Genomic DNA, 16,740 nt, shown 5'->3' on the forward strand with positions numbered 1-16,740 from the left:
TTACTCCATAACGGTTCGGGAGGCATCGATGAATAAAACGGAGCAATGGCATCGTCATATCGGCGCGTACGGCATTTGCGCGTCGCACGGAAAGCTGCTCGTTATCCGCAAAAAAGGCGGGCCGTATACGAAACGGTTCGATTTGCCGGGGGGCACGATCGAGCCGAACGAAACGATGGAGGAGGCGGTAAGACGGGAGTTTCGCGAAGAAACCGGCGTCGACGTCGGCATCAACCGGTGTCTCGGGGCGCGCGATAATATCGTGGCCTGGACCCGGGATCGTTTCGACCACACGCATTGCCACCATATCGCGGTGCTGTACGAAGTCGAATATGTGCGAGGGGACGTCGCGAATTCGCCTTGTTTCGACGATTCGGACGGGGCCGAGTGGATCGATGTCGACTCGATTGCCGAGGACGACGCGTCTCCGCTCGTCCGGGACGCCGTCCGTTGGTTGCTAACCGGCGAATTGCCCGGCAAGGCGGGACGGTTCGATCATTGGCAAACGAAAGGGTGACGACGATCGCGATACGGGAACGAAACTGGTTCGATGCCGGTTATTTGAAGGACGGAACTCCCGTTCAGAGGAAAGCGTACGACGTCTTGACCCGCTATGGGCTGCTCGCCGGGTTGAAGCGATATGATCCGGCCGTCGTCGGCACGATTCCGATCGGCATCGATATCGAAGGCAGCGATTTGGATATCGTCTGCGAAGCGGCGGATTTGGACGCGTTCGAGCGGAGCGTGCGGGACGCATTCGGCGGCTTCGACCGCTTCTCGTTTACGCGAAAGCCGGCTGCGCAGGGGCGGAAGGAGCGGGCCGTCGCCCGGTTCGCCTGCGACGGGCTTCCGGTCGAGCTGTACGCCGAGTCGACGCCGGTCGCTTCGCAAAACGGATTCGTTCATATGGTCGTGGAAGCCCGGCTGCTGGAGCTTTTCGGCGATCGCGCGAAGGAGGCCGTTCTTTCCCTGAAACGGGGCGGGATGAAGACGGAGCCCGCGTTCGCGGCGTATTTCGGATTGGCGGGCGATCCGTACGAGGCGCTGCTGAAGCTGGCGCATTATACCGACGATCGGTTGTTAGCCGCATTAACGATTAACGACATAAAATAATACGGATAGGGGCGGGGACAAGGATGAGCATCACGACCGTACTTTTCGACTTTGACGGCACGTTGGCCGACACGCTGCCGATATGCATTCATTCGATCGCCGAATCGTTTTTGAAATACGACGGCAAAACGTTGACGGCGGAAGACGTCGTGGCGATGTTCGGTCCGACCGAAGCGGACATTATCCGCTTCAATCTTCGCAACCGGGATGCCGCCGAAGACGCCGTCCGGCTTTTTTACGAGCTGTACGACAAGGAGCACGACCGGATGGTTCGGCCGAACGCGGACATGATCGCTCTGCTCGACCGGCTCGCGAGCGACGGGTACCGTCTCGGCATCGTCACCGGCAAAGGCCGGGCTTCGCTGGATATTTCGCTCGAGCGGCTCGGCATGAAGCATTACTTCGGCGTAACGGTCTCCGGCGACGAGATGATGAAGCCGAAGCCGGACCCCGAAGGGGTCGTCACGGCGATGAACGGCCTCGGGGCGAAGCGGGAAGAGACGGTGTTCATCGGAGACAGCGAGGCGGATATGCGCGCCGGCAAAGGCGCCGGCGTATTCACGATCGGGGCGCATTGGCTCGACAACGTGCAGACGCACCGCTTCGAGACGAAGCCGGACTTGTACGTGAAGCGGACGGACGAGCTGCTCGCTTTTTTGGAAGGGCGCAAATGAAACGGCGCTGTCGCTACAAAGCGATCGTCTTCGATATGGACAATACGCTGCTGCGGTCGCGCATCGATTTCCCGCGGATAAAGCGGGACGTGTTCGGCTTTTTGAACGGCTGCGGGGTGCTGCCGCCCGATTTTCCGCTGGGCGAGCATACGATCGCGACGTTGATCGAGGCGGCCCGCGGGTCCGGCAAGCTGCAGGCGGCCTGGGAAGCGGAGATTTGGGACACGGTCGTCCGCGGCGAGCGGGAAGGCATGGCCGGCGCGGAGCTCGAGCCGTTCGTCCCGGAGGTGCTGGAACGGCTTCGCGGCGACGTCGCGATGTCGGTGCTGACGAACAATGCGCGGGAAGCGGCGATCGAGGCTCTGCATCGCACCGGAATCGTTTCATGCTTCGAGCATATCGCCGGCAGGGAGCAAATGGCGGCGCTAAAACCGTCGCCGTCCGGTTTGCTTCACCTGCTGTCCCATTATCCGCACATTCGCGCGGACGAATGGCTGGCGGTCGGGGATTCGTGGATCGACGGGAAAGCGGCGCAGCAAGGAGGCGTTCCGTTTTTGGCCTATCATGCGAATACGGCGGAATTCGAACGCAGGTCCGTGCCAGTCATCGGCCATATTCGTTCGATGCGGGAGCTTGCCGATTACGTCTACGACGGGGACTGAAAATTCGTCTCTCTCCAGCCGTTCGGCGGCTCGGCTAATCCAGCACGCAAAGGAGGCGCAGACCATTGAGAAGCGAACAAGAAATGATGGCCATGTTTGTCGATTTCGCCGCGAACGATCCGCGCATCCGGTTGGCGACCCTGGAAGGGTCGCGGACGAACCCGAACATTCCGCGCGATCGGTTTCAGGATTTCGATATCTCGTATTTCGTGACGGATATGGAGTCGTTCAAGCAAGACGATCGATGGCTGGACGTTTTCGGCAAACGGGCGATGATGCAAAAACCGGAACAAATGGAGCTGTTTCCGCCGGAGCTCGGCAATTGGTTTTCGTACCTCATTTTGTTCGAGGACGGCCATAAGGCGGACTTGACGCTTATTCCGCTGAACGAAGCGGAGCGATATTTCGAGGATAGCGACGGCCTGGTCGAGGTGCTGCTCGACAAGGACGCCATCGTCCGAAACGAAATCGTCGCGACCGACCGCAGCTACTGGATCCGAAAGCCGACCGCGGGACAATTCGACGATTGCTGCAACGAGTTCTGGATGGTATCGACGTACGTCGTAAAAGGATTGGCGAGAAAAGAAATCCTTTTCGCGATCGATCATTTGAACGAAATCGCCCGGCCCAATTTGCTGAGAATGATCGCCTGGCAAATCGGAGCGGAGCGCGGCTATACGTTCAGCGTCGGAAAAAACTACAAGTTCATCGACCGATATATGCCGCGGCAAGCGTGGGAAACGCTGCTGTCCACGTATGCCGGGAACGGCTACGAGGCGATGTGGCGGGCGTTGTTCACTTGCTTCGAGCTATTCAGGACGTACTCGAAAGCGGTTGCGGAGCGATTCGGATACAAGTATCCGGATTACGACGAGGCCGTCACGAATTATACGGAGCGCGTTTATCGTTCATTGAACGAATAGCGGCAAGTGTCGAACCGAACAAAACCGTCCGGGAAAAACCCGGACGGTCCTTTGTCGTGCGAACCCGGATTTCCTCCGTTTTCGTCCCGATAGCGTTGTCGATACACGACAATTACTTGTCGCCTGCCAGCAGCCCCGCCGTCGAAACGGGCAGCCCCTCCAGATGAAGATGGGCGACTTGGCCGAGGCCGAGGCAGCGGGGGACGGCCCAATGCTCGCTCCGTTCCTCGAACAAAACGGTCGTCACGGAGCTCGGCGGAAGCCAGAAGCCGCTCCAGACGAGCGGAAACGGCAGCTCCAGCAAATGCGACAGCCACGTCAGCCCGAAGCCCAAGTGGCAAAAGACGGCGATGCTCTCCTTGTTCGACTTGACGATCCGGTACCGGCCGTCTTCCCGGTCATAGCCGTGCCGCCGCAAAAATTCGTCGGAGTTCGTCTTGATCGTTTCGTAGCGTGCGATAAAATCGCTGTAAGGAGCCCGGCTTGGCCAACGATCGTGATCGGGATACGGCCGGCCGGCGCGAACCGTTTCGCCGGGGATGTTCCAGGCGGCGGCAGGGCGGCCCCGATCGTCGGGCGCTTGCCAGTCCAGCTCGCGCGTCCAAGGCTCGAACGTCGGTTCGATGCCGAGCATGTCGGCGGTATACTGCATCGTATGGACGGCGCGGTTAATCGGCGAACAGTAAATGCGGTCCACGCCCGTCCGTTTCAAAAAAGCCGCGAGCGCGCGGGCTTCCGAATGTCCGGCCGCCGTTATCGTATGGTTCGGATAATCCGGCTCGGCGTGTCGGATCAAATAAATTTTCATGAACGTTTCTCCCGTTATAATGAAATAATGTAATGCCCGAGCGAGCAAGCGTATGTCAGACCGGCGTCGCGTATGCCGTCGGGCAGGGTGCGGATGCTGTTGTGCGTTTCGTACGTAAAATCGCCCTCGTACCCGATCGCCTTGAGCGTTTGCGCGACTTCGTCCCAGCGAATCGTCCCTTGGTACGGCAGCACGTGCTGATCGTGCGTCCCGTTATTGTCCTGAATGTGCGTCGCTTTGAGACGGCTGCCGAGCGCGGCGATCGCTTCTTTCTGATTCAAAGACATCTTGTGTCCGTGCCCCGTATCCCAGCACGCCCCGACGAGCGGATGATCCAAGGCGTCGATCAGCTCGATCTGCTCTTCCGGAACGGTAAAGTACGTGCGGGCTTGCCGGTGGCCGGTCATGTTTTCCAGTGCGATCCCGACGCCGGTTTCTTCGAGGATCGGCACGAATTTGCGGTAAAATCTCACGTTGAACTCGAGCGTTTGCTCGTAGCTCTCGCCTCCGTCGACGGACAGGTTGGACGGGTGAAACACGACCCACGGAACTCCCAAAATATGCGCGGTCCTCAGCGACCGTTCGACGAGACGCTCGTACGCGTCGAGCGTCAGCTCGAGCACCAGATTGGCGAAGGTCGGACCGTGTACCGGACCGTGCATTTGCGTAAAACGAACGCCCGCCTCATCGGCGCTCGCCCGAATATCGCGGGCCCACGCCCGTTCCTCCTCCTCGCTCATGTGCAGCACCTGCTTCTGAAAATCCCAGTAGTTCATGTCCAGCGAAGCGAAACCGGCGGCGGCGCACCGGCGGACGGCTTCCGTTCGCGGGATGGCGGCGTCGAACACGTTCAACGACGTCGAAACGTTCATACGGTTGTTCCCTCCTGCAGCATTTTATGATTATTGGGTTTTAATATATTGGTTGATTTCTTCTTCGGCGTCGCGGAGCGCGGTGTTGAGATCTTTTTTGTCGTTCAGAAAGTCCGTGTAATGCTTCAGCGTAATCTCGGAGCCCTTGCTCTGGTATTTGGAAAACGGGGGAGCGTAAGCCGGCTTGCTTTTGAAAATGCTGGCGAGCTTTTTGTCCTTCAGCGCCGGATTGTCGGCTCCGAACTCTTTGCGAACGTCCGGATTCGTGAGCAGCGACAGCCGGCCCGTTTTGCGCGCGCTTATTTTTTGATTGTCGTCGGCGAACAGCACCTCGAGCACCTTCATCGCTTCGTTCTTGTATTTGCTCGTTCCGGTAATCGCGATGACGTGAAGGTCGTACATGCCGTACACGTTCGGGCTTTCCTTGTAGCTCGGATACTGCGCGACGTCCCAATTGAGCCCTTCGGATTTCGACAGCAGATCGAGCAGGTTGACGCTGGCCAGCATCGCCTGCGTCTTGTCTTTGATGAAGGCGTTCGTCGTAAAATTCGGCTTGTTGCCGGGAATCGAAAACAGCTGTTTGCCGAGCGAGAACGCTTTTTTGTACGGCTCGCTGTTGACGGCGGCCGCATTCGTTTTCGCGTCCACGGGAATGAGCGACAGCGGGTACGTGATCCGGGTCCACGAATCCATGCCGAGCCCGCTGTACGGGACGCCGCCGTCTTCCCGGGTCAGCCGTTTCGCCAGCGCGACCGCATCGTCCCAAGTCATGCCGTCCTGCGGGTAAGGAACGCCGAATTTATCGAAAATGTCTTTGTTGTAATACAGCGCGTTAAACTGCATGTTGTACGGCAGGCCGTACAGCTCGCCTTTATCGGACAGCGTCCGCAGCGTTTTCAACGCCTCCTGGTCGAACCGCCCGAGATCGAAGTTTTCCGTTTTGGCGAGCGGCGTCAGATCTCCGAAAATGCCCAACCCTTTGTTCGGATTGATGTTGCCGTTCCAGATCGTAATGAGATCGATTTGCTCTTTGGCGGCTACCGCGTTTTCGAGATCCGTCGCCTTGAACGGCAGCAGCTCGACCGTAATATAAGGATACTTCTTCTTGACCGGATCCGCGATCAACAATTTGAAGTCGTCGGCCGTCATCGGCTGATGCGTAAACAGCTTCAAAACGACCGGGTCCGGCTCCTTCGGCGGAACGGCTTTGGCCGACCCGTCGGGACCTCCGCCCCCGCCCGACGAGCAGCCGGCCGTAACTACCGCCAAAAGGGAAAGCGCTACTGCACCCGTACCGTGTTTCTTCATTGGAAACCCCTCCGCTGAGACGAATCGAATATCGGTTCGATGCCAACCGACTGTACAACGTGACGGAAACTGGGTAAACTATTGCCAGAACATGCATGTTGCGGCCGATATCTGAATCGTACCGCGCCGGCGCTGCGCGGGGAATATCACGCGGTAGTTTCTTTTTGGCATTTGGTAGGGTATGCGCTTTCATAGGAGGAGGCAGACGGAAAGATGCAGGAAACGGCGGTGGAATACGTCGACATGTGGTTTTACAAGCCGGACGGCTTCGACGAGCTGGGCGGCGTTTGGCCCGTCCGGATCGGCAACAATATCGCGAAGCCGAATTACCGGAACGGGCCGAGGCAGACGCCGTATTGCAACATGCATTTCGTTCGCGAAGGCCAGGTGGAGCTGTTTTACGGCGGACGGCAAGTGGTGCTCGGCCAGGGGGACATCTTCTGCAAATTTCCGAACACGATCTATTCGTATCAAATCGTGCCCGGAGAGCGCCCGCTTCGGATGGCGTGGATCACCTTCGACGGGCACCAGGCCCGGCATATATTGAAAATGACCGGCTTTGCCGAAGACCGGCCGTACCGGAGGGGCGCGGTCGACAAAGATATGGAGATCGTGCTGCAGCAAATTTTTCAATGGTGCAAAGGGGACAGCCGCAAGCAGCTGATGACGATGTACAGCTTGATGTACCGGATCTTCAGCAAGCTGCTCCCGGACAAAGATTTCGAGCCGTCCTATTCGCAAAGCGATTGGGTCCGCAAATGCCTGGATTTTATTCACGCGTACTATACGGAAAAAATAACGGTGGCGGATGTGGCCAAATATGCCGGGCTGCATCGCACGCACATGTCGAAAATTTTCACGAAGCAAGTCGGCATGCCGCCTTCCGACTACTTGATCAAAACGCGGCTCGACCGCGGCAAACAGCTGCTGCTGGAAAGCACGCTCTCCGTCACCGAAATCGCTTTGTCCGTCGGATACCCCGACATTTATTCGTTCACCCGGGCGTTTACGCGCCGCTTCGGCGCTTCTCCGAACGCCGTTCGCAAGCAGGGAGGAATTTGAAGCTGCGGGCACGAACGCCAAAAAGCCTCGCCCGCGCGGGGACGGATTGACGATGTCAGCCGTCCTCGGCCCGGCCGAGGTTTTTCCCGTTTCCGCGTTTGCGCGTCCTTTCGTACCGAAGTTAATTCGACGGTTTTTCCGCCAGAGCTTCGAAATCTTTTCGGTTTACATATGTATTTCCGTCGGCGGAAGTCATCTTGATCGTACGGCCGTTGGAGCTTGAAATTTCCATAACGGCGTTCTCCCTCCATGCGGATGCGTCGAACATTCGGCTGACAACAAAAAAAACCGCTAAGCCGACGGCAAAGCGGATCAAGGTTTTCGGGGGCCCTTTCGAGCCCCCTTCATGGGAGAGGAGAAACCGGACGAAGAGCTTATGGGGAAACGTAAGTCTTCTCCGCGGTTGTCTACGACATTGGTTGGATGTCGATATCTTCAATATGTCCGATATTGGAAAAAGATATACATGCTCATGTGAAAATTTTGTGGTTGAATCGCAGATTGTGTTACGATAACAGCAGCAAGGCGGTTCGGGCCGATCATTCGGCAAGCGGACGGCCCTCCGTACATACGATTGGCATGGACTAAAGCGCAGCTGGAAACGGGGGAAGGCCGTGAGGGTCATATCGGGGTCGGCCAAGGGGAGGCCGCTCAAGGCGGTGCCCGGAATGGGAACGAGGCCGACGACGGATAAAGTGAAGGAAGCGATATTCAGCATGATCGGACCGTATTTTACGGGCGGACATGCGCTCGATTTGTTCGCGGGAACCGGCGGACTCGGCATCGAAGCGTTAAGCCGGGGGATGGAGGCGGCCGTCTTCGTGGATGCGGATCGAAAAAGCGTCGAGGTCGTCCGCGCCAATTTGCAGGCGGCCCGGCTCGAGCATCAGGCGGAGGTGTACCGGAACGAAGCGTCGCGGGCGCTGAAGGCGCTCGGCAAACGGGGAGCGAAGTTCGACCTCGTCTTCCTCGATCCGCCGTACAAAATGACGGCGATCGCCGAGCTCGTGCTGGCGATGCAGGAGATGGACCTGCTGGGCGAAGCGGCCGCGATCGTAGTCGAGCACGACGCCGCCAACCGGTTCGACGAGCGGATCGGTCAATTCGTCTGCACGAAGCGGGCCGACTACGGCGAAACCGCCGTGTCCATTTATCGCCGCTCCGCGGAATCATGAACCGGACAGGATAGGAGAGAAAACGATGAGCGAAAACAAGCACGACTTTAAAATCGCCGTATATCCGGGAAGCTTCGACCCGGTCACGTTCGGGCATTTGGACATCATTCACCGCGCCGCGGCAGTGTTCGACAAAGTGATCGTAGCCGTATTAAACAACAGCAAAAAAACGCCGCTGTTCACCGTCGAGGAACGAACGCGGCTGCTCGGCGAAGCGACCCGCGGCATTCCGAACGTCGAGGTGGACAGCTTCGGCGATTTGCTTATAACGTACGTGGCGCAGAAGAAGGCGAACGTCATCGTAAAAGGGCTCCGGGCGATTTCCGACTTCGAGTCGGAGATGCAAATGGCGTCGCTCAATCATAAGTTGAACGATAAGGTGGAAACCTTTTTCATGATGACAAGTCCGCAATATTCGTATTTAAGCTCGAGCATCGTGAAGGAAATCGCCCGCTACCGCGGGCCGGTATCGGATCTCGTGCCGGCCGAGGTCGAGGAAGCGCTGGCCGCCAAGTTCGCGGCGGACCGGGAGTGACGCGAAGCGGCAGGCGGCCTCGCAATCAACCGGGCGTTGCGGAACGCCGCACGACGGACAGCGCGACCGACAAGGCGGCGGCCAGCGCCAGCGCGATGCCGAGCGCGGCCATCCGGCCCGGGACGTCGGCGAGGCCGGCCCAGAACGACAAAGCGGAGCCGTTCGCCTTTGCTGCATTGCCCGACGCAAAGCCGAGGAAGCTCGGCACCGCGCGATCGAACAGGGCCGCGAGAGGGTCCCAGGCGGCGAACGTCAGGACGACCGACAAGCCGGCGTGGGTTAAACGCGAAACGAGAAACGACCGATACCGAAGGTCGGTTTGCCGAATGGCCGTAATCACTTGAACGTGGACGGCGAGACCGCTCCAAGCCAACGCCGCGCCGATCAGCGCGGCCGTAGCCGCCTCGGAGACGGGGAGTTCGCCGATCCGGTTCGCGCCAATATGCTGCTCGAGCAGCGCGGCGAGGGCGCCTTGGACCGCCACCGGCGGAGCGACCGAATCCGGGAGGACGAGCGCGGCGGCCGCCGCGAGCAGTCGGCCGAGGCCGAGCGTGTCGAGGACGCCGAGCAGCACCGAGAAGACGATCATCGTCCCGCCGATCATCATGAGCGTCTGGATCGCGCCGGAAACCGAATCGCCCAGCAATTTGCCGAACGAACGCCCGTCCTCCAGCCTCGCTTTATGCATGTGCGCCAAAGCGCGGACAACGAGCGCCCGTTTGATTTCCTTCGCGTTCGTACCGGCGGCGGCCGACTCCCGGCCGCGGCGGCGAAGCAGGCGAAGCAGCACGCCCGTCGCGAGAGCGGAGCCGTAATGGACGACGGCGATAATCGCTCCGGCCGCGGCGCTGTGGAGGAAGCCGGCGCCGATGACGGTCAATATGAAAAACGGGTTGGCCACGTGGGAGACGGCCAAAATGCGCTCGCCTTCCTCGCGGCTGACGAGCCCGTCCCGGCGCAGCCGGCCGGCGGCTTCCGCTCCGGCGGGCATGCCCGCGGCCGCGCCGAGCGCGATCGCCCAGCCTCCGACGCCGGGTATGCGGAACAACAAACGGGCGAGCGGCTCGAGCAGCGTTCCGATCGCGCGCGTCGCGCCGAAGCCGTTCATCAGCTCGCTAACCATTAAAAAAGGAAGCAGGGAAGGGAATACGATATTCCACCAGATCGTCAATCCGCCGAGCGACGATTGGAACGCCCGTTCCGGAAACAGTAAAATCGAAAGCACCAGGATGGCGGTAAGCAGCGCAAGCGCGACCGTATATTCGCGGCTCCGCGCGTGTAACGTCCAATGCCGCATCGAAATCCCCTCCACGTAAGCGCAAGTGGTACATGTTTACGCGTCTGGCGGACGCTTTAGACCAAGCCTGACGGGACTTAAGTTCGCGGGCGACCGATTGGAAGGAGCAGCATACGCATGATCGACAGCCGTCACAGACACCGCAACAATCTGAAATGGACGCGCGGCTTCCTTTCTTCGTTTCTCATTACGCTGACGCTCGCATACGCCTTTTATTTCATCCCGGTCCCTTACTACATTTATAAGCCCGGAACCGCGGAGGAGCTGAAGCCGATGGTGAAGGTGGAGAACGGCGACGACGAGGAAAAGGGCGCGTTCATGCTGACGACGGTATCGATGGGCCGTTCCAGCGTGATCAGCTATTTGTTCGCAAGATTGAACCCGAATGTCGAAATACGCAAAAAGGAAGAGGTGCTTCGCGGAAGCACCGAGGAAGAATATTCGACGCGTCAGGAATACGTCATGCTCGATTCGCAGAGCAATTCGATTCAAGCCGCCTACAAGCAGGCGGGAATCCCGTACCGGATCGATTCCCGGGGCGTTCTCGTCATGCAGACGATCAAAGCGTATCCGGCATACGGCATCCTGCATCCTGGCGATCAAATATTGCGGGTCGGCTCCCAAGCCGTAGCGAAGCACGAAGACGTCGTGAACGAATTGAAGCGGCACCAAGAGGGAGAATCGGTCGAAGTGACGGTGCTTCGCGGCAAAACGGAGAAAACAGTGGAAGTGACGCTGAAAGATTTGGACGCGATCGACAGGGAAAACGGCAAAAACAGCTCGGCCGGCAGCGCGGCGTCCGGCGGAAGCCGGATCGGGCTCGGCATTTCGACGGCGGAGCTGCTCGCGATTACCCCCGAGCAAGGGGACAAAAAGGTGACGATCGATGCCGGCGAAATCGGCGGACCTTCGGCCGGACTGCTGTTTTCGCTCGAAATCTACAACCAGCTGACGCCCGGGGATTTGTCGAAATCGTACCGGATCGCCGGCACGGGGACGATCGATCCGGAAGGCAACGTTTGCTCGATCGGAGGCATCCGGCAAAAGATCGTCGCCGCGGACCGGGAGCAGGCGGATATTTTTTTCGCGCCGGCCGACCGCAAAAAGGGCGAATGCAACTTGAGCGCGGACGTGACGAACTATTCGGACGCGGCCGACCAGGCGAAAAAGATCGAAACGAAAATGAAAGTCGTGCCGGTAGCGACGCTCGAGGACGCGGTTCGCTATTTGGAAGCTTTGCCGCCCAAGGCGTAGCAACTTAATGGCGGCAGCGACGCTCAGTCCGGGTCCCGCGCCGATATCCGGAGCGGAGGCTCGTAATAATCGCGGAACAGATCGGCTTGCGTCGGCCTGCGGTACGCGAGCGCATGAACGGTAGCGGCCCGAACGTCGAGGTCGAGAAACGGGTGGCGGCAGCTCGCCGCTCTCGTGACGACCGGCACGGAGGCCGCTTTTCGCATCCGTTTGAGCAGCGTCCGCCCGGCCGCGGAAAAGCCGAGCACGCGCAAGTAAGGGACCCCTTCCCGCAGCAGGGCGGGCGCGATATCGTCCTTGCGATGGCCGAGCAAAATGCGCGTCATGACGCGCTGCAGCTTCGTCCGCGTATACCGCTTCGTTTTCAGCGCCCGCATCAGCTGCTCGAACGGCGCTCCTTCCTCCGGCCGAACGGCGGAAAGCGAGCGCAAAATGCGATGCTCCAGCCCTTCGGTCACTTCGGCAGATGCCGCCAGCTCGGCGGGGGAGGCGACCGCAAGCCGCGCAAACAGCGGGGCGAAGAGCGACTCCCAGCCGACGGGCGCGCGTCCCGCTTCCCACTCGCGGCGCAGCACGCGCAACGAATGGGCCGGTACGAACGGGCGCACGGAATCGACGCCTTCATCGCCGGCCAGCAGCTTGCGCAGCGCGGTCGCGCTGGCGATGCGCTCGTCCGAGATGTCCGTTTGGTTGTAGCCGGCCTTTTGCCTGCGGATCGTAAGCGGCCGCATCGATCCGCGCAGACGCCGAAGCGCGAGCAAATAATGAAGCCCGAGCGTGTTGTTCGGCTCGTTCAGCCAGCCGTCGTCCGGTCCGCCCTCGAGCAGCGTCTTCGCCGCAGCGGCATACGCGGCCGGATAGTTCGCTCCGCTTTTCAAACGGCTGCGGATCGCGTCCCGGAATTCCGCAATGCCGTCCGGCTCGTCTTGCGACTCTCCGCCGTCCGCATTGTCCGGTTCGCCGGCGCCGCGATGGCCCCGATCTTCGGCATGCAGCCGCTCGGCGGCCGATTGGAGCTGCGACAGGTCGCCGCTTTCGCTGCCGAAGCAAAACGAATCGACGACGCCGGTCGCTTCCAGCGCCGAGACGGCTCCGTAGGCGAACCATTCGGCCGGCTGGGCCGAAAAGGCGACGGGCAGCTCGAGCACGAGGTCGGCGCCCATCCGCAGCGCCATTTCCGCCCGCGCCCATTTGCTGAGAGAGGCGGGCTCTCCGCGCTGCAGGAAGCTGCCGCTCATGACGGCTACGACCGCATCGGCGTCCGCCGCGAGCTTGCTCTGCTCGAAATGGTAGGCGTGGCCGTTGTGCAGCGGATTGTATTCGACGATGATCCCGACCGTGTTCAGATGGCAACGCTCCCCGGATTCGGATAAAGTGAGTTCCGCGCGAAAAGGCCCCGGTTCGGCGCGGGGCATGGTTCGGCGATTTTTCGGGCAACCTTAGGTTAGCAATATTTCGCTAAGCCAGGATAAATATACTATATCACGCCCCGAAAATATTGACAAAGCCCGAGCCGGATCGATATAATAGTCTATGTTTGTTTGGAGTGATAATCATGCATTTGAACATCCGGGATCTGGCCGCACGAACGGGACAGGTCCGGCGCACCGAAGTTGCGGATATCGGTCACCTGCTCCAAGGAGACGGCGACGTAGTGCGCGTCGAGCCGTTACATGTCGATTTGCGGATTTCGGCCGAAGGCGGCGTCGTCGAAGCCGCCGGAACGTTGTCGCTGCCCGCCGAATTCGTTTGCTCGCGCTGCTTGTGCCAGTTTTGCCGCAAGCTGACGATCCCGTTCCGGGAAAAGTTTACGCGCGACAAAGCCGAGACGGCCGAAGACGAGGACGATCTGCACGTCGTTGGCGATGAAGCCGTCGATCTGACGCCTTTTATCGAAGAAACCGTCATGCTCGGCTTGCCTTACATTCCCGTCTGCATGCCCGAATGCAAAGGGTTGAATCCGGAAACGGGGACAAACCTGAATATCGATCCCGCGGCCGTTCCGGAAGCGCGTATCGATCCGCGATTGGCCGTGTTGCAGCAATGGTTAGACAACGAGAGTCATTAGTTTTGGTGAAGGAGGTGGGAATATGGCAGTTCCATTTCGTAAAACGTCGAAAGCGACCCGCGACAAACGCCGTACTCACTTTAAATTGTCCGTACCGGGTATGGTCAAATGCGACAACTGCGGCGAGCTGAAGCTCGCTCATCGCGTGTGCAAAGTGTGCGGTACTTACAAAGGCAGAGAGATCGTGAAATCGTAAGATTCGGATATCGATGCGAAAGGCGCCTCATTTCGGTGATGCGCCTTTTTCTTTTGTTCGCGGTGCGGCGGCGGCCCTTTCTTTTTGGCCGGGAATAACTTATACTAACGTTTAGTACCTGGTAATAATCGATACGTCGATCGATACAATATAGGATAAGCATGCGATAGAGCAGATCGGAAAGTAGGTGCCCGAAATCGAAAGAATGCCGAAACGCGAGCGCCAGCAGCTGCTGGCCAAAGAGCTAGACCTAAATCCGTTCGTCACCGACGAGGAGCTGACCCGCATCTTCAAAGTGAGCATCCAGACGATTCGTCTGGACCGGCTCGAGCTCGGCATTCCGGAGCTTCGGGAGCGACTGAAAATGATGGCCGAACGAACGTACGACCAGGTCCGGTCATTGCCGATCCACGAAATTATCGGGGATATTATCGACCTGCAGCTGGACAAGAGCGGAATCTCGATGTTCGAGCTGAAGGAGGAGCACGTCTTTTCCCGTACGAAAATCGCGCGCGGCCACCACATTTTCGCCCAGGCGAATTCGCTGGCGATCGCCGTCGTCAACAACGAGAAGGCGCTCACCGCTTCCGCCGACATCCGGTTCATCCGGCAGGTAAAGCTGGGAGAGAAATGCATCGCCAAGGCGTACGTCCGCTCGATATCCGGGCAAAAAGGGAAGGCGAAGGTCGAAGTATTCACGTATGTCGGGGAAGAGACGGTTTTTCACGGCAACTTCCTGATCTATCGTTTTGCCAACGAACTGAGCGAAAGAGGGGAAGAGCTGCATGCGAATCGCGATTGATGCCATGGGCGGGGACTTCGGTCCCGAAACGACGGTGGCAGGCGCGCTGCTGGCGGCTAAAGAATGGAGCGACGCACATCTCGTGCTCGTCGGGGACGAGAGCAAAATCGCCGCGCATTTGCCGGCCGGAACGGCGCCGGCGAACGTGACGGTCCATCACGCGGCGGATGTCATATCCGGAGACGACGAGCCGGTCCGCGCCGTTCGGCGCAAAAAGGAGGCGTCGATGGTCGTCGCCGGCAGACTGATCCGGGAAGGCGCCGCGGACGCGATGATTTCCGCGGGCAATACGGGCGCATTGATGGCGACCGGCCTGCTCGTCGTCGGACGCATCGACGGCATCGAGCGGCCGGCGCTGGCGCCGATGCTGCCGACGATGGACGGCGGCGGCTTCTTGGCGCTCGATCTCGGCGCGAATATGGACGCGAGCGCGGAAAACCTGCTCCAGTACGCGATCATGGGCAGCGTTTATCGCAGCAAGGTGCACGGCCTCCCGAAGCCGCGCGTCGGCCTGCTGAACGTCGGGACGGAGGAAGCGAAAGGAAACGAGCTGACGAAAGCGGCCTATCCGCTTCTCGCGCAAGCGCCGATTCATTTCATCGGCAACGTCGAGGCGCGCGACCTGCTTCACGGCAATTGCGACGTGCTCGTATGCGACGGATTTGCGGGCAACATATTGCTGAAGGCGATGGAAGGGACGGCGGGGGCGGTGTTCTCGGCGCTGAAAACCGAATTTACGCGCACGTTCGTGACGAAGCTGGCCGCCGCCATTTTGAAGCCGGGCCTCGCCGCGTTCAAGAAAAAGATGGACTACACCGAGCACGGGGCGGCGCCGCTGCTCGGCATCGACGGACTCGTGCTCAAATGCCACGGCTCGTCGGACGCCAACGCCTTTAAAAACGCCGTCAGACAAGCGCGCATCGCGATCTCGAGCGGGCTCGTCGGCGCGATTTCTTCGGAAACCAGCAGGAAGCGAGATGGATAACATGAATGGGATACCGGTAGGGATTCTCGGCACGGGCATGTACGTGCCGGAACGGGTGCTTACGAACAAAGACTTGGAGCGCATGGTCGATACGAACGACGAATGGATCGTCAGCCGCACCGGCATGAGCGAAAGACGAATCGCCGCGGCGGAGCAGGCTTCGTCCGATTTGGCGTACGAAGCGTCCGTGGAAGCGCTGGAGCGGGCGGGCGTTTCGCCGGAGGAGCTCGATTTGATCATCGTGGCGACGATCACGCCCGATATGTCGTTTCCTTCGACGGCCTGCATTTTGCAAAACCGGCTCGGCGCGAAAAAGGCCGCGGCGTTCGACCTGTCGGCGGCGTGCTCCGGCTTTATCTACGGGCTGGCCAACGCGACGGGGCTGCTCAAAAGCGGCATTTACAAAAACGCGCTCGTCGTCGGCGCGGAATGTCTTTCGAAAATTACGGACTATACGGACCGCAACACGTGCATCCTGTTCGGCGACGGGGCGGGCGCGGTCGTGCTCGGCGAAGTGCCGGAAGGCCGCGGATTTTTGTCGTTCGAGCTCGGGGCGGACGGCTCCGGCGGCGAGCTGCTCAAGGCGAGCGGCGGCGGCTCGCGCAATCCGATCAGCCAGCGGGTGCTGGAGGAAAAGTCGCAGTACATTTATATGGCGGGCAAGGAAGTGTTCAAGTTCGCCGTCAAAATTATGGGAAGCGCGGCGGAGGAAGCGCTGCGCAAAGCCGGCATCGACAAGCGCGAGATCGATCTGCTTATCCCGCATCAGGCCAACATCCGCATTATCCAGTCCGCGTTGGAGCGGCTCGAGCTTCCGGAAGAGAAATGCATGATCAATTTGAACAAATACGGCAACGTGTCGGCGGCCTCGATTCCGATCGCGCTCGCGGAAGCGGTGCGGGAAAATCGGGTGAAGGAAGGCGACAAGCTGCTGTTCGTCGGCTTCGGCGGAGGGCTGACCTGGGGATCGTCCGTCCTGGTCTGGTAACGGCGTCGAACCGGCGGA

Annotated in this window: 19 protein-coding genes; 14 read left to right on the plus strand and 5 right to left on the minus strand. The window is 59.7% G+C overall.

The genetic code is table 11. The features are described 5' to 3' along the window. Positions 1-28: 28 nt before the first annotated feature. The 5 genes from PV407_RS07350 (at position 29) to ant(6) (ending at position 3,372) form a co-directional block, all read left to right on the plus strand. On the plus strand, positions 29-517 hold the full coding sequence (locus tag PV407_RS07350) for an NUDIX hydrolase (protein ID WP_332089254.1): 489 nt from the start codon (positions 29-31) through the stop codon (positions 515-517). Then, on the plus strand, positions 499-1,113 hold the full coding sequence (locus tag PV407_RS07355; RefSeq protein WP_332089255.1) for a DUF4269 domain-containing protein: 615 nt from the start codon (positions 499-501) through the stop codon (positions 1,111-1,113). Before PV407_RS07350 ends, PV407_RS07355 begins: the two co-directional genes overlap by 19 nt. A 23-nt stretch (positions 1,114-1,136) precedes the next feature. Further along, the gene (locus tag PV407_RS07360) at positions 1,137-1,787 is read left to right on the plus strand and encodes an HAD family hydrolase (protein WP_332089256.1); all 651 of its coding nucleotides are present in this window, start codon (positions 1,137-1,139) and stop codon (positions 1,785-1,787) included. Beyond that, the gene (locus PV407_RS07365; RefSeq protein ID WP_332089257.1) at positions 1,784-2,449 is read left to right on the plus strand and encodes an HAD family hydrolase; all 666 of its coding nucleotides are present in this window, start codon (positions 1,784-1,786) and stop codon (positions 2,447-2,449) included. Before PV407_RS07360 ends, PV407_RS07365 begins: the two co-directional genes overlap by 4 nt. A gap of 65 nt (positions 2,450-2,514) precedes the next feature. Next, positions 2,515-3,372, plus strand: a complete 858-nt coding sequence (gene ant(6) / locus PV407_RS07370) for an aminoglycoside 6-adenylyltransferase (RefSeq protein ID WP_332089258.1) — start codon at positions 2,515-2,517, stop codon at positions 3,370-3,372. Positions 3,373-3,484: 112 nt separating this feature from the next. Here ant(6) and PV407_RS07375 read toward each other — a convergent pair whose 3' ends face one another. The 3 genes from PV407_RS07375 to PV407_RS07385 are packed head-to-tail and all read right to left on the minus strand — an operon-like array spanning position 3,485 to position 6,360. After that, entirely contained in the window at positions 3,485-4,180 is a 696-nt protein-coding gene (locus tag PV407_RS07375) for a histidine phosphatase family protein (RefSeq protein WP_332089259.1), read from the minus strand. A 14-nt stretch (positions 4,181-4,194) separates the two neighbouring features. Beyond that, positions 4,195-5,052 carry a sugar phosphate isomerase/epimerase family protein gene (locus tag PV407_RS07380; protein ID WP_332089260.1) on the minus strand — a complete coding sequence of 286 codons (858 nt, stop codon included), beginning with the start codon at positions 5,050-5,052 and terminating at the stop codon, positions 4,195-4,197. A 30-nt stretch (positions 5,053-5,082) separates the two neighbouring features. After that, entirely contained in the window at positions 5,083-6,360 is a 1,278-nt protein-coding gene (locus PV407_RS07385; RefSeq protein WP_332089261.1) for an ABC transporter substrate-binding protein, read from the minus strand. 213 nt (positions 6,361-6,573) lie between these two features. On the opposite strand from PV407_RS07385, the gene PV407_RS07390 reads away from it, so the two are divergent. The 3 genes from PV407_RS07390 to coaD all read left to right on the plus strand — a co-directional run bounded on the left by PV407_RS07390 (position 6,574) and on the right by coaD (position 9,132). After that, positions 6,574-7,422: an AraC family transcriptional regulator gene (locus tag PV407_RS07390; protein ID WP_332089262.1), complete on the plus strand. Its 849-nt coding sequence runs from the start codon at positions 6,574-6,576 to the stop codon at positions 7,420-7,422. 614 nt (positions 7,423-8,036) lie between these two features. Then, a complete protein-coding gene (rsmD, locus tag PV407_RS07395; protein ID WP_332089264.1) occupies positions 8,037-8,597 on the plus strand; it encodes a 16S rRNA (guanine(966)-N(2))-methyltransferase RsmD in 561 nt (186 codons plus the stop codon). Positions 8,598-8,622: 25 nt separating this feature from the next. After that, positions 8,623-9,132, plus strand: a complete 510-nt coding sequence (gene coaD / locus PV407_RS07400; RefSeq protein WP_332089265.1) for a pantetheine-phosphate adenylyltransferase — start codon at positions 8,623-8,625, stop codon at positions 9,130-9,132. A 25-nt stretch (positions 9,133-9,157) separates the two neighbouring features. On the opposite strand, the gene PV407_RS07405 is transcribed toward coaD, so the two are convergent. Beyond that, entirely contained in the window at positions 9,158-10,429 is a 1,272-nt protein-coding gene (locus PV407_RS07405; RefSeq protein WP_332089266.1) for a sporulation protein, read from the minus strand. A 117-nt stretch (positions 10,430-10,546) separates the two neighbouring features. Here PV407_RS07405 and PV407_RS07410 point away from each other — a divergent pair, with 117 nt between their 5' ends. Then, positions 10,547-11,683: a SepM family pheromone-processing serine protease gene (locus tag PV407_RS07410; protein ID WP_332089267.1), complete on the plus strand. Its 1,137-nt coding sequence runs from the start codon at positions 10,547-10,549 to the stop codon at positions 11,681-11,683. A gap of 23 nt (positions 11,684-11,706) precedes the next feature. Here PV407_RS07410 and PV407_RS07415 read toward each other — a convergent pair whose 3' ends face one another. Further along, complete coding sequence (locus PV407_RS07415; RefSeq protein ID WP_332089296.1) at positions 11,707-13,029, minus strand: tRNA(Met) cytidine acetate ligase; 1,323 nt, start codon at positions 13,027-13,029, stop codon at positions 11,707-11,709. A gap of 209 nt (positions 13,030-13,238) precedes the next feature. Between PV407_RS07415 and PV407_RS07420 the strand changes: the two genes are divergently transcribed. The 5 genes from PV407_RS07420 to PV407_RS07440 all read left to right on the plus strand — a co-directional run bounded on the left by PV407_RS07420 (position 13,239) and on the right by PV407_RS07440 (position 16,722). After that, positions 13,239-13,751, plus strand: a complete 513-nt coding sequence (locus PV407_RS07420) for a YceD family protein (protein WP_332089268.1) — start codon at positions 13,239-13,241, stop codon at positions 13,749-13,751. Positions 13,752-13,773: 22 nt separating this feature from the next. Then, positions 13,774-13,947: a 50S ribosomal protein L32 gene (gene rpmF, locus PV407_RS07425; protein WP_332089269.1), complete on the plus strand. Its 174-nt coding sequence runs from the start codon at positions 13,774-13,776 to the stop codon at positions 13,945-13,947. A 205-nt stretch (positions 13,948-14,152) separates the two neighbouring features. Continuing rightward, positions 14,153-14,749 carry a transcription factor FapR gene (gene fapR / locus PV407_RS07430; protein WP_332089271.1) on the plus strand — a complete coding sequence of 199 codons (597 nt, stop codon included), beginning with the start codon at positions 14,153-14,155 and terminating at the stop codon, positions 14,747-14,749. Beyond that, complete coding sequence (gene plsX, locus PV407_RS07435) at positions 14,733-15,734, plus strand: phosphate acyltransferase PlsX (RefSeq protein WP_332089272.1); 1,002 nt, start codon at positions 14,733-14,735, stop codon at positions 15,732-15,734. The genes fapR and plsX overlap by 17 nt, the downstream gene beginning before the upstream one ends. Before the next feature lies 1 nt (position 15,735). Further along, positions 15,736-16,722, plus strand: a complete 987-nt coding sequence (locus PV407_RS07440) for a beta-ketoacyl-ACP synthase III (protein ID WP_332089297.1) — start codon at positions 15,736-15,738, stop codon at positions 16,720-16,722. Positions 16,723-16,740: the final 18 nt, after the last annotated feature.

Source organism: Paenibacillus sp. GYB003 (assembly GCF_036577625.1).
Taxonomy (GTDB): domain Bacteria; phylum Bacillota; class Bacilli; order Paenibacillales; family NBRC-103111; genus Paenibacillus_AB.

What these genes read in the sequence shown, in the direction of transcription:
- coaD (WP_332089265.1), top strand. Translation starts at nt 8,623, where the DNA reads ATGAGCGAAAACAAGCACGACTTTAAAATCGCCGTATATCCGGGAAGC.
- PV407_RS07360 (WP_332089256.1), top strand. Translation starts at nt 1,137, where the DNA reads ATGAGCATCACGACCGTACTTTTCGACTTTGACGGCACGTTGGCCGAC.
- PV407_RS07365 (WP_332089257.1), top strand. Translation starts at nt 1,784, where the DNA reads ATGAAACGGCGCTGTCGCTACAAAGCGATCGTCTTCGATATGGACAAT.
- PV407_RS07385 (WP_332089261.1), bottom strand. Translation starts at nt 6,360, where the DNA reads ATGAAGAAACACGGTACGGGTGCAGTAGCGCTTTCCCTTTTGGCGGTA.
- PV407_RS07375 (WP_332089259.1), bottom strand. Translation starts at nt 4,180, where the DNA reads ATGAAAATTTATTTGATCCGACACGCCGAGCCGGATTATCCGAACCAT.
- PV407_RS07390 (WP_332089262.1), top strand. Translation starts at nt 6,574, where the DNA reads ATGCAGGAAACGGCGGTGGAATACGTCGACATGTGGTTTTACAAGCCG.
- PV407_RS07420 (WP_332089268.1), top strand. Translation starts at nt 13,239, where the DNA reads ATGCATTTGAACATCCGGGATCTGGCCGCACGAACGGGACAGGTCCGG.
- PV407_RS07380 (WP_332089260.1), bottom strand. Translation starts at nt 5,052, where the DNA reads ATGAACGTTTCGACGTCGTTGAACGTGTTCGACGCCGCCATCCCGCGA.
- PV407_RS07350 (WP_332089254.1), top strand. Translation starts at nt 29, where the DNA reads ATGAATAAAACGGAGCAATGGCATCGTCATATCGGCGCGTACGGCATT.
- PV407_RS07405 (WP_332089266.1), bottom strand. Translation starts at nt 10,429, where the DNA reads ATGCGGCATTGGACGTTACACGCGCGGAGCCGCGAATATACGGTCGCG.
- PV407_RS07440 (WP_332089297.1), top strand. Translation starts at nt 15,736, where the DNA reads ATGAATGGGATACCGGTAGGGATTCTCGGCACGGGCATGTACGTGCCG.
- rpmF (WP_332089269.1), top strand. Translation starts at nt 13,774, where the DNA reads ATGGCAGTTCCATTTCGTAAAACGTCGAAAGCGACCCGCGACAAACGC.
- fapR (WP_332089271.1), top strand. Translation starts at nt 14,153, where the DNA reads ATGCCGAAACGCGAGCGCCAGCAGCTGCTGGCCAAAGAGCTAGACCTA.
- PV407_RS07410 (WP_332089267.1), top strand. Translation starts at nt 10,547, where the DNA reads ATGATCGACAGCCGTCACAGACACCGCAACAATCTGAAATGGACGCGC.
- plsX (WP_332089272.1), top strand. Translation starts at nt 14,733, where the DNA reads ATGCGAATCGCGATTGATGCCATGGGCGGGGACTTCGGTCCCGAAACG.